Origin of the sequence: Segatella oris (assembly GCF_900637655.1) — a bacterium.
GTDB lineage: Bacteria > Bacteroidota > Bacteroidia > Bacteroidales > Bacteroidaceae > Prevotella > Prevotella oris.
Window position 1 is genome coordinate 1,926,668 of sequence record NZ_LR134384.1, and the last position, 12,491, is coordinate 1,939,158.

Consider the following 12,491-nt stretch of genomic DNA (forward strand, 5'->3'; position numbering starts at 1 on the left):
TTATAAAATAACAGTCTGTTCTCTGTCAGGCCCTATAGAGACTATCTTTATGGGTGTCTCCAGGAAATCCTCTAAAAACTTAATGTAATTATGGAACGCCTGTGGGAATTGTGATTGTTCAGTAAACTTAGTCATATCCGTCTTCCAACCAGGGAACTCCTTATAGACAGGTTCAACACCTTCAAGTTCGTAAGGCAATTCCTTCGTAAGGCTTCCATCTTTCAGTTTATACGCCACGCATGCCTTGATTGTTTCAAAGGAATCAAGCACATCACTCTTCATGAGTATCAGCTGGGTAACACCATTAATCATAATAGAATAACGCAATTGAATGAGGTCTACCCAACCACAACGGCGTTCACGTCCTGTCACAGCACCATATTCATGGCCAAGGTCACGAAGCATTTTGCCTGTTTCATCAAAAAGCTCTGTAGGGAAAGGGCCTGCACCAACACGAGTGCAATAAGCCTTCATGATGCCATAAACTTCGCCTATTTTGTTAGGACCTATTCCCAAACCGGTGCAGGCTCCCGCACAAACGGTATTGGAGGATGTAACGAATGGGTAAGAGCCAAAATCCACGTCAAGCATGGTTCCCTGAGCACCTTCACACAGAATGCTTTTCCCTGAACGCAGGATATTGTTGATTTCGTGCTCAGAATCAACAAAATGGAACTGGCACATATAATCAACTCCTTCCATCCACGTCTTTTCAACCTCATCGAGACCTTCGAAGTCTATCCAGCCCAGCGCTTCCAGCATCTTCATGTGACGCGCCTTGTGAGCAGCATATTTTTCTTGAAAGTTCTCAATAATATCCCCTACTCTCAAACCATTACGGCTTATCTTATCAGTGTAAGTCGGGCCTATTCCTTTCCCCGTAGTACCCACTTTAGCCTTTCCCTTAGCTGCTTCATAGGCACGGTCTAAAAGGCGATGTGTCGGCATAATGAGGTGAGCTTTCTTAGATATATGCAGACGCTCTTTCAAAGGATGACCACTTTTCTCCAAGTCCTTGGCTTCTCCCATAAACAAATCAGGGGCAAGCACAACTCCATTGCCAATGATATTTACCTTACCACCTTGGAAGATACCTGAAGGAATTGAGCGAAGCACATATTTCTGGCCTTCAAACTCTAATGTGTGGCCTGCATTAGGACCACCCTGAAAGCGCGCTACAACATCATAGTTCGGTGTCAAGACATCAACTACTTTCCCTTTTCCTTCATCCCCCCACTGCAAACCGAGCAGGACATCAACTTTACCTGTTGTATTCATTTTATCCTATAGATTATTGCTTTTTGACTTCATATTGACTTCATATGTGTTTTAACGTATCTTTTTTGATTGACATTTACCACAAACTCCATATAAATAGAGCGTGAAATTATCTTTACGAAAACGGCTGATTTTCATTTCTCCAATTGTTTTCTCAAGTTCCAGGTTCTTCAGTTCCGTAACCCTTCCACACATCCGGCAAATCAGCCGAACATACCCCTGTGCAGAGAATGCCGCCTCATAGACTATGGCATCCTGAAGATGATGCCTGACTACGAGCCCTAACTTCAGGAATAAATTCATACAATTATAAAGAGTTGCCCTGCTCACCCTAAATCTTTTTTCATTCAAAGCCTCATTTAAGGCATCCATAGTGAAAAGGCTATCCATACTGTAGATAGCATCCAACACTGCATAACGTTCAGGAGTTTTGCGGTGATTATCCGATTTCAGAAACTTATTCAGAACATCGTAAGCCCGTTGGGTTTCCTCTCTTGCCATTGAATAATTGTTTGAAACAATTCAACATACAAAATTAGTAATTTTATATCAGATTGAGAAATATAATAACATAATTTTCACTTTAAATCTCAACAACGCCATGCAAGGCCTTCCTGACAATCATTTCATAGTCATTCCCCAACTCCGCGAAACTCAAAATGGCGTTCATAGCAGCATGTTTAACACCCATATTTTCATTACTCAGTGCTACAGCTGCTTGATCCAAGAATTCATTAATACCACGTTCATTGGGTTCCAGCCCCTTTCCAAACAATCTACCCAAAAGATTGAAACCACAAATCTGATAGAGATTATTCTCTGAAGCAATACATTCAAAAGCAAGAACAGAGGCATAATCCACATGTTGGAAAAGATTCATGGCCAACATTTCGGCAATTTCCTGTGTGCGGGTCTGTTCCAACCAAACTTCAGCCAAATCAGCCTCCATTCTATCGGCTGGCATAATCAATGTGGCAAGAATCTTGCATTCACGCACATTCTCCTTAAACAAAGCAATGGCAAGTTCATAATCCTTTCCATATTCCTTGGCCATTTCATGAAGGTTTATCAATGGCACACCCCAATTGACATTGTAATTCAGTCCCTTCTCACGCATAGACTGAGAAGCAGGCCCATTCATATAAAGTCTGAAGCTTTGCTTGATTTTCTTCAACTTATCATTCAATTCCATATACATTCTCACTTTACATTAATATTCACTTGAATAACGCATCATCTGATGTGCATAGCTTTCTGTATAATCCAACTTGATATCCACAATATTGCCATTTTCATCGTATTCAGGCTTCATCCACGGGTTCAAAAAACCTTTATAAGGGGCTATCCCCAACTTTTCATAGCGTTCAAGAATCTCCCGATGCAACTGAGAGTCTATGTGAACGGCATATTTTTCAACCAATGCCCGAGCTGCATTGAAATCACCTTCACTCTTGATACGTTGTATTTCGCCCAACTGACGGGCAAAAATTCCTCTCAAGCCATCGTAATCCTTCACTGACACATAATGCTTTCCGCCATGCATCTCTAATGCTACTATCTGCTGTTCTACATCCATATCGAGTGCCCAATTGGCTATCAATGCCCGATTTCTCATGTGTGCCTCTTCGATGTCATTACCCAATTCTATCCTTACGGCCTGTGTCAGCAGACCATTTTGCATATAAGTATAATATTGGCTTTTATAGGCTTCCCTATCTGGGGTCAGTCCCAATTCTACCAACTTGTCATCAGCCAGATAATACAGTCCAAACAAATCGGCACGCGCCTCTTCTATCGTATTTCCGTAAGCTTTCAGTGCATCGGGATCCGTTTCCTTCAACAACTGACCACTGCCATGTCCAAGACACTCATGCAAATCCGTATGAAGTTCATCACACAAGTCTCCATATCTATCAATGAGCGCCCGCGTTTCATCATCAATGACAAACTCCTGCATGAAACCATTCCCTCGCGAAGCCTTACTATAGGCATCTGTGAGGTTTCCAATGGTGACACTTTTAGAACCATGCTCTGCTCTAATCCAGTCGGCATTCGGAAGATTTATACCTATAGCTGTAGAGGGATATTCGTCTCCTCCGAGCATTGCCGCACAAATGACATTTGCCGTCACGCCCCGAACAGTCTTTTTCTTAAACCTCCTGTCCACAGGGGAATGGTCTTCAAACCACTGCGCATTCTCGCTGATCAGACGAGTACGCTTTGTTGCCTCAGCATCCTTATACTCAATAATCCCCTCCCACGAGCCTTTCAATCCCAAGGGGTCACCATAAACTTCTATGAAGCCATTGATGAAATCAACTTGTCCATCCTGCTCTTTCAACCACTCAATAGAATACTCGTCAAAGTATTTAAGGTCGCCCGTCTGATAATACTTTATCAAAATGGCTATAACCTTCTTCTGCTGTTCGTTTTCAGCATATTGAGAAGCCTTCGCCAGCCAATGGATGATTTGACGGATTTTATTGCCATACATGCCATTTGCCTTATAGACAAGCTCTGTCAACTTCCCGTTTTGCTTGGTCAACTTAGAATTAAGTCCATAGGAAACAGGACGAGCATCTCCCTCCACCTTCATGCCATTATAAAAACTTTCAACCTCACTTTGCGAAACATCTTCATAGAAGTTGCAGGCAGACGTCTTGATGAGGTCTACGCCTTCAGCCTTGTTAACACGCTTTGGCAAATAGTCAGCATCAAAGATAACCGACAGAATTTCATTCAGCAAATTGTTCTTTTCTTCCTCTGACCCTAATGCCAACTGTTCATAGGAAAGGCTATTGTAGGCATCACAAAAAAAGTCCTTACTGAATTCAGGTTTGAATTTATCACACCCATAGTGATGATAGATACCATTTGAGAACCACACTCGTTTCAAATAGACTGTCAACGCCTGAAAGTCATGAGTGTCACGGCTGCCGTTGTAAAGAAGGAAAATACTTTCAAGCACCTTGCGAATGCTAAGATTATATTTTCCAAATTGGTCAAACGTGATGTCTCTGCCTGAAAGAACAGCCTTCGACAGATAATATATATATATTTTCTGTTGAAGCCTCAGAGCTTCAAAACCTTCCAATTTATACCTCAACAACTGGATGTCGGCAAACTTTTCATCTATATAGTTCATGTATTATATCATTTAATTCAACAATAAAGCCCACAGAAAGACACATTCATCTTCCTGTGGACTTCATCATATCAGAGAAATTCATTCTACACTCAATGCCTTTGTAACATTTTTCGAACCAGGCTTTCTTCCCCGTTTCTTCGGCACCTCTGTCTGTACAGCGTTCTGCTGGAAATGACGAAGCTTGTAGTCGCGTGGCGTACAACCATTCAGTTTGAAAAATGAAGCATAAAAAGACTGACGATTAGAGAAACCTACCATGTCGGAAATATCTTCCATGTTCAGTTCCTTGTAGCGTTTGTCAGCCAGAAGTGTCATCGCTTCTTCTATTCGATATTTATTAACGAAAGAAGTATAGTTCATGTGAAACTTTACGTTTACAACAGCTGAAATATAACGCGTGTTTGTACCTAACTCGTCAGCGAGCTTCTTGGCAGAGTAATCCTTATCCTTATATTTCTTCTGAATAAGAATAATATCAAGGATTTTTTCTTTCAATTCATCCATCAGACCGGGCCTGACAAGAGTACGGTATACCGCCTCCTTTTCCCGCTTCTCCGTAATGTTATACTTTGCCATAATACTAAAAAAATTAATTATTTTCCTCCTTTCCGTTGCAAATTTAAATATAATAAATTAATTTATCAAGTCTTTCGACATTTATTTTATAAAAAAGGCTATCTTTGTGATATCAAATCACTTAAATAACAAAAGACATGAAGAAAATACTTACCATCCTGCTCATCTTTTTCTTTACAACTCCATGCTTGGCACGTAAAGATTTTTATACCATTATCGTTTCTCTTGATGGTTGCCGTTGGGACTATCCCGAATGGTATGAGACGCCTTTCTTAAACTATATGGCTGAGAATGGTGTCAAATCGGGACTGATTCCCTCCTATCCCTCCAAAACTTTCCCTAATCATTATACACTTGCAACAGGACTTTATCCCGACCACCATGGCATTATAGCAAACTCATTTGTCAACAGAAAGGACGGACAGATATTTTCTCTCGGCAACCCCAAGACTAAAACTGACAGCAGATTCTACGGAGGAGAACCGATATGGGTTACTGCCAAAAAACAAGGCAAACGCGTTTTCACCTATCATTGGCCCGGAAGTGATGTCAAAGTGAAGAACCTCTATCCCGATGTGTGGTTCAACTACAATCAGCATCATCTCACCGTGAGCGAACGCATCACATTAGCTTCACAAGCCATCAACGCAAAAAGCGCCCCCGACCTCATCATGATTTATTTCGAGGAGCCTGACCACCAAGGCCACGACTTCGGCCCACAGAGCCCACACACCAAGGATGCACTCAGAAACATGGATGCTCACTTACAGGACTTATGGGAAAACATCCAGCAAGGACCGCGCAAAGACAGTGTCAACCTCATTGTTGTCTCCGACCACGGCATGACATTGGTGAGCCCCGAGCGAAAAATAGAATGCAAAAAATATCTTAACCCGAAATGGTATGAACGCGTTGAAGGCAACCTGCCCGCACAAATCTATTGCAAGAAAGGCTATGTAGACTCGGTTTACAATGCCTTGAAAGACCTGCCGCATCAGCGGGTATGGCGCAAGAAAGACATTCCGGCTTACCTGCATTATGGAACACACGTGAACATCGGCGATATCGTTGTAGACCCGCAAGAGGGGTGGCTGGTAACCGACGACAAGGTCAAAACAGGCGGCATGCACGGCTACGACCCTACCTATAGCGACATGCAAGCCATTTTCAGAGCCATGGGCCCGAGTTTCCGACATATCACTTACCCACACTTCCAAAATGTCAATGTCTACGCCCTTCTGTGCCACCTCATCGGGATAACTCCCGCGCCCAACGACGGAAACTTCCAGGAAGTGAGCCCCCTGCTGAACTAAACAAAACCGCATTGCTTTCACACCGACCACAGCCCTACAATTACAGCGACAGACAGCCACACATCTCCATTCACATCCAATGACAAAGATAATAAAAAAAATCTGAAAAACCAAATAATCGGGGATGTGTGGCAGTCAAAAAAAGATAAATTTTCTGAAGACTAAGATTGCATGTGGTTTCGGCACATATCCAGATACGCTCAGACTTAATGTAACACGCAAAATGTTACATGTAACATGTAATATGTAATTTTTTTTGGGGACACAAAATGAGAAATATTCAATGAGAAATCAGGAAAAGAGAACCATCATAAATCTAAAATATTACATATTACATATTACATGTAACGTTTAGCACCATATGCTAATTCACAATGCATAATTGCGCATGATACATAAGAGAGAGAATGAATGCTTACAGATTGATAGTTTTATAGTGGATTATATATAATAATTATTATCATTATTATATTATTATAATATATAATAATATTATATATTATAATAAACTATCTCTCTCCCCCCAATTCTCAAAGCAGTGAATCGACCTAAACGTTACATGTAATATGTAATATGTAATATTTTGGAATACAGCAGAGGATATCTAACATGGCTTTAGAAACCGACAAGCACTTTGAAACGGCCTTGCAGACAGACTGTTTGACACGGCAAATCGCCTCTTTTGAGGGTTTAACATCCATTAACGTGCCGCAATCGCGCTTTTCCATGGCTTTCGGCCTGTCATGTATTATCTTTGCAAAAGACAGACAACAGTGCACCACACATCCTGAAAGACAAACAACAGCCCCGGCAACCACAAAACTATCCCTGAGAGAGAGGGATTTCTGACAAGCGTAGTGATTACGTTCTGAGAGAGACTGACGCCCACACACCCTATCATCTGCAACCACAGACCGCTGCGAAGCGTACACCCGGCAGGCAACATGCTACACCAAGCCTTTGAACAAAGCTTTGAAAAAATTACAATATTACATATTACATGTAACATTAACCCCAAAACATACATGATGCACATTGACACCAGACGCAGGCAGAAGCGGATAAAAAAAGCAAGAGCGGCGAATAGGAGAATGAGCGTAAACCTTTACGTTGCTTTTCTGTGCAGACAGCATGCAAGTTATCAACAAATTTGATTACCTTTGTGATTAGAAACATATTCATCTAATAAACGAATAACAAAAAAACTAATCATGAATGAATTAAAATCCTTGAACAAGCGTACAGCCCCCAAAAGCACTATGCCTGAGAGAATCATCCAGTTTGGAGAAGGTAATTTTCTCCGTGCCTTTGTTGACTGGATTGTCTTCAACATGAATCAGAAGACAGACTTCAACGCTTCTGTCGTTGTCGTTCAACCTATCGAACACGGCATGATTGACTGGCTCAACGGACAGGATTGCCTCTATCATCTGAATCTGCAAGGCAAAGAAAATGGTCAGTCTGTCAACACGCTGACACGCATTGATGCCATTAGCCGCGCCCTCAACCCCTACACACAACACCAGGCTTTCATGGCTCTGGCAGAGCAACCCGAAATGCGATTTATTATTTCCAACACCACCGAAGCTGGTATTGCCTTTGATGAAACCTGCAAGTTTGCAGACAAGCCTGCATCCAGCTATCCCGGCAAGCTGGTTCAACTCCTGTTCCACCGTTACCAATATTTCCATGGAGCCCCCAACAAGGGAATGATTATCATGCCGTGTGAACTGATTTTCCTCAATGGGCATCGGCTGAAAGAGTGTATCTATCAATACATAGAACTGTGGAAAGACGACCTCGGAAGTGACTATAAAGGCTTCAAGGATTGGTTTACCGACAATTGCTTCGTCTGTGCAACGCTTGTCGACAGAATTGTTCCAGGCTTCCCTCGTGAAAACATCAGCGAAATCCAACAGCAAATCTGCTATAAGGACAATCTTGTGGTCAAGGCCGAGACTTTCCACCTGTGGGTTATCGAAAAAGCTGAAAACATGACCGTAGAGCAGCTGCAGGAAGAGTTTCCCGCGCACAAGGCAGGCCTGCACGTGCTTATCACCGACAACGAGAAACCCTATCATGCGCGCAAGGTGACACTGCTCAACGGTCCCCACACAGTGCTTTCTCCTGTAGCCTACCTGAGTGGTGTAGACATTGTCCGTGATGCATGCGAGCACCCAGTGATAGGCAAGTATATTCATAAAGTTCAGTTTGAAGAACTCATGCAGACATTGGACTTGCCCCAAGACGAACTCCAACAGTTTGCCTCTGATGTGCTCGAGCGCTTTGAAAATCCCTTTGTCGATCATCAGGTCACTTCTATCATGCTCAACTCTTTCCCAAAATATGAAACACGCGACCTACCCGGACTGAAAATATATCTGGAAAGGAAAGGCACCCTTCCTCAAGGACTTGTATTTGGCTTGGCAGCCATTATCACTTATTATAAAGGTGGCAACCGTGAAGATGGAACAGCCATTGTTCCAAACGATGACCCTAAAATCATGGATAAACTGACAGAACTCTGGAACACGGCAGACACACGAAAGGTGGCAGAAGGCGTCCTTGCACTCAAAGAGGTATGGCATGAAAACCTCAACAAGACCGTACCTGGACTTACAGAAATGCTCAAGAAACATCTCGACCTCATCCAAGCCAAAGGTATGCTCGAGGCGGTCAAGGAAATTATCTGACACACTTTGAATTGTCACTATACCCTTTATTATCCCTATGACAACGGATAATAAAGGGGTTTCTGAAAAACATGGACAGAAAAATAAAAAAAACACTTGAGAAGGCGGCACTGCAATATGAAACAGAGACGTTCCTCTTTGACGATCCCTCTTTTTTCATGCACATACCGGCAGACAATCACGACAAGGAAATCATAGCATTTATAGCCTCCTGCCTAAGCTATGGCCGACGGGAATTATTCTTTCCCAAGATTCAATACATTCTCGATAGTTCTGAAGGAAAACTAAGCAGCTGGCTTCTTTCAGACGCATTCAAAGAAAATATTCCCGACAATCAACAAACGTTCTACAGACTATACACCAACCACACAGTTCATCTGTTCCTCGACAACCTGAAAAATCTGCTCGTGGCCTATGGCTCCATGGAAAACTTTGCAAGACTTCACACCTGCAATCATCAGGCTATCACGCTGATAGAGGCGCTCTGCACATTCTTCAACACAGGAGAACATTCACACATCGTACCGCGCAACACACTGTCAAGTTGCAAAAGACTCTGCATGTTTCTGCGTTGGATGGTACGCAACGACTCCCCTGTCGACCTCGGTCTGTGGAGTGAAATTATTGATAAGCGAACGCTCATCATGCCACTTGACACCCATGTCATTCAAGAGGCCAACCGATTAGGACTTATCACATCAAAAAGCACAAGCATGAAAGCAGCCAACAAACTTACTGCCATCATGCTTGACATATTTCCCGAAGACCCTCTGAAAGGTGACTTCGCACTTTTCGGCTATGGCGTAAACTACTGACCGCGCCTTAATAAACTCTCAACACGTCACCAACTCTTATCTGATAGTCAGGCGAAAGATGATTCATCTTGTAGAGGCTCTTCAATCTGATTCCATACATCTGCGCAATACTATACATGCTTTCATTGGGCCTCACAATATGTGGACGCCCCTTATAAGCCTTGTCTGCCCTCTTCTGTTTCTTTTTCAGATAGATAACCTCACCCGGCTGAAGCATATCATCCTTATTACGCTCATTATATCTGGCAATTCGACGATAAGAAATATCAATCTCCTTTCCAATACCCTTGAAAGTATCACCGGCACGTGCAATGATATAATAATTCTGATTATAAATCTTAATGGGATGCAGGGGCATACCCTTTGAAACAGGCTTATCATAACCGCCACGCTTTGCCATGAACTTGTCATACCCAGTGGCCCGGTCGAGTTCATAGAGTTTATAAAGTTCAATGAGTTCTATCAATTTATCCGCATACAGAGGGTTGGTGGCATATCCACAGGCTTTCAAGCCACGAGCCCACCCACGGTAATCTGTACGCCGAAGCGAGAACAAACTACGGTATCTTACGTTATTCCGAAGAAAGTTACTGTGATCCTCATAACTTTGCATCGCATTATCGTATGCCCTAAAGCATTCATTACGTTCATCATCATCATGATAAATAGTGTTTCCAAGCCAATCATGACACTTTATTCCAAAATGATTGTTTCCCTTGACGGTAAGCTCACTTCTGCCAGCCCCACTTTCAAAGACTCCCTGAGCCAAAGTGATACTTGCAGGAATGTTATAGCGAAGCATTTCTTCGATGGCAAGGTTCTTGTACTGGTCTATGTATCCCTGATATACAGAATTCCAACGCATCTGTGCAGTCATATTCGATGCCGCAAACAGACAAAGAAACAAGAATATCGACATTTTTTTCATCATGGCAACAAATTTACGAAATATAAGAAAAAACCACAAAGAAAAATAGTGGCTTTTATTAATTATTAGTATTTTTGCAACATGTCTTACGATAAACAGATAATCATGGCTTTGGGGTCTAATCATAATCCTCTGCAAAACATATCCCATGCAGAAGTGATATTGAAACAGTTGTTCCCAGACATCACTTTTTCCAAACGACTGTGGACAAATCCCATAGGCATGACTTCTCCCCAATTTCTCAACACACTTGCCATTTGCTCTACGAAAGAGAGTCTCAAAGAAACACTCCATGATATCAAACACATCGAACTTCTATGCGGTGACACGCAGTCTCAGCGTAAGGAAAAGATTGTCGCCATGGACATCGACATCCTTAAATATGGAAGCCAGAAGCTTCATGAAAACGATTGGAATCGTCCCTATATCCAGCAACTCCTTAAAGAAATGAAACTAAAATGAAAAAACTCTTTTTGATTTTAGCACTCTTCACGAGTCTTTATGCCGAAGCACAACACTTCGATGATTACTTTACAAATGCAACGCTCCGCATTGATTACATTTTCTCGGGCAACGCCAAGCATCAGGAAATCTCATTAGATAAGCTCAATCGTTCGCCGCGATGGTATGGAAAGCACAAAAGACTGGCAGAAATTCCAGTAGAGGGAAATGGGCAAATCACAGTGCGCCACCACCATACGGGTAACGTGATTTATAGAAATTCATTTTCAACGCTCTTCCAGGAATGGCTCTCTTATGACGAAGCAAAAACTACTTCAAGAAGTTTTGAAAACGTTTTTCTCGTACCTATGCCCAAAGATACCGTAGACATCACTATCGATTTACGCAACAACAGACGAGAGGTTACGACAAGCTTTACCCACCAGGTGGTTCCCTCTGACATTCTTATCCGAAAGATTGGGTACAACAAACGCACGCCATTTATACAGATGCTCGCTCCAAAAGATACAAGCAACTGTATTCACATTGCCTATATTGCAGAAGGATATCAGCCCGCAGAGATGCCGACATTTATCAGCGATGTAAACAATGCCATGGAAGCATTATTTGCCCATGAACCTTTCAAAAGCATGAAAGACCGCTTTTCTGTTGTAGCCGTTGAAGCTCCTTCAAAAGACAGTGGAACCAGCGAACCCTCTAAAGGTATCTGGAAAAACACAGCATTAAGCAGCCACTTCGATACATTCTATAGTGACCGATATCTAACTACGCTCAATATCAAGGATTTACATGATTGGCTCTCAGGTATTCCCTACGAGCATATTATCGTTCTTGTAAACACAGACCATTATGGAGGAGGTGGTATTCTGAATTCCTACAATCTTTCCATGGCTCACCATCGACTGACACGCCCTGTCGTGGTTCATGAGTTTGGACATAGCTTTGCAGGCCTTGCTGATGAATATGGCTATGAATATGAACAAATTCCCATGTATCCACACGATATTGAACCATGGGAACCAAACATTACGACCCTGGTCGACTTCCATGGCAAATGGGAAGACCTCATCCAAAAGAAAACACCAATACCGACTCCACCTACAGCAGCCAACCGACATCATGTTGGCGTTTATGAGGGTGCTGGCTATGCCCTTAAAGGCGTCTACCGTCCAACGATGGATTGCCGAATGCGCACAAATGAAAACCCAGAATTCTGTCCTGCATGCCAAAGAGCTATTACCCGTCTGATTGAATTCTATACAAAATAGAAAACTTAAA

Annotated in this window: 11 protein-coding genes; 5 read left to right on the forward strand and 6 right to left on the reverse strand. The window is 42.4% G+C overall.

The window, feature by feature from the left end; all coding sequences use genetic code 11:
• From EL210_RS08045 to EL210_RS08065, 5 genes are all read right to left on the reverse strand, one after another.
• Positions 1-1,278, reverse strand: coding sequence for an adenylosuccinate synthase (locus tag EL210_RS08045; RefSeq protein ID WP_018920401.1), 1,278 nt, complete (start codon positions 1,276-1,278; stop codon positions 1-3).
• Between the two features lie 51 nt (positions 1,279-1,329).
• On the reverse strand, positions 1,330-1,779 hold the full coding sequence (locus EL210_RS08050) for a Fur family transcriptional regulator (protein ID WP_018920402.1): 450 nt from the start codon (positions 1,777-1,779) through the stop codon (positions 1,330-1,332).
• 82 nt (positions 1,780-1,861) lie between these two features.
• Positions 1,862-2,476, reverse strand: coding sequence for a DNA alkylation repair protein (locus EL210_RS08055; protein ID WP_004374998.1), 615 nt, complete (start codon positions 2,474-2,476; stop codon positions 1,862-1,864).
• 12 nt (positions 2,477-2,488) lie between these two features.
• Positions 2,489-4,423: a dipeptidyl-peptidase 3 family protein gene (locus EL210_RS08060; protein WP_018920403.1), complete on the reverse strand. Its 1,935-nt coding sequence runs from the start codon at positions 4,421-4,423 to the stop codon at positions 2,489-2,491.
• An 81-nt stretch (positions 4,424-4,504) separates the two neighbouring features.
• A complete protein-coding gene (locus EL210_RS08065; protein WP_018920404.1) occupies positions 4,505-5,002 on the reverse strand; it encodes a helix-turn-helix domain-containing protein in 498 nt (165 codons plus the stop codon).
• Between the two features lie 137 nt (positions 5,003-5,139).
• Here EL210_RS08065 and EL210_RS08070 point away from each other — a divergent pair, with 137 nt between their 5' ends.
• The 3 genes from EL210_RS08070 to EL210_RS08080 all read left to right on the forward strand — a co-directional run bounded on the left by EL210_RS08070 (position 5,140) and on the right by EL210_RS08080 (position 9,823).
• Positions 5,140-6,315 carry an alkaline phosphatase family protein gene (locus EL210_RS08070; RefSeq protein WP_018920405.1) on the forward strand — a complete coding sequence of 392 codons (1,176 nt, stop codon included), beginning with the start codon at positions 5,140-5,142 and terminating at the stop codon, positions 6,313-6,315.
• A 1,211-nt stretch (positions 6,316-7,526) separates the two neighbouring features.
• Positions 7,527-9,008, forward strand: coding sequence for a tagaturonate reductase (locus tag EL210_RS08075; protein WP_018920406.1), 1,482 nt, complete (start codon positions 7,527-7,529; stop codon positions 9,006-9,008).
• 71 nt (positions 9,009-9,079) lie between these two features.
• Positions 9,080-9,823, forward strand: a complete 744-nt coding sequence (locus tag EL210_RS08080; RefSeq protein WP_018920407.1) for a TIGR02757 family protein — start codon at positions 9,080-9,082, stop codon at positions 9,821-9,823.
• A gap of 7 nt (positions 9,824-9,830) precedes the next feature.
• On the opposite strand, the gene EL210_RS08085 is transcribed toward EL210_RS08080, so the two are convergent.
• The gene (locus tag EL210_RS08085) at positions 9,831-10,754 is read right to left on the reverse strand and encodes a glucosaminidase domain-containing protein (protein WP_018920408.1); all 924 of its coding nucleotides are present in this window, start codon (positions 10,752-10,754) and stop codon (positions 9,831-9,833) included.
• A 78-nt stretch (positions 10,755-10,832) separates the two neighbouring features.
• Here EL210_RS08085 and EL210_RS08090 point away from each other — a divergent pair, with 78 nt between their 5' ends.
• Entirely contained in the window at positions 10,833-11,213 is a 381-nt protein-coding gene (locus tag EL210_RS08090) for a 2-amino-4-hydroxy-6-hydroxymethyldihydropteridine diphosphokinase (RefSeq protein ID WP_018920409.1), read from the forward strand.
• Positions 11,210-12,481, forward strand: coding sequence for a M64 family metallopeptidase (locus EL210_RS08095; RefSeq protein ID WP_018920410.1), 1,272 nt, complete (start codon positions 11,210-11,212; stop codon positions 12,479-12,481). The genes EL210_RS08090 and EL210_RS08095 overlap by 4 nt, the downstream gene beginning before the upstream one ends.
• Positions 12,482-12,491 lie beyond the last annotated feature (10 nt).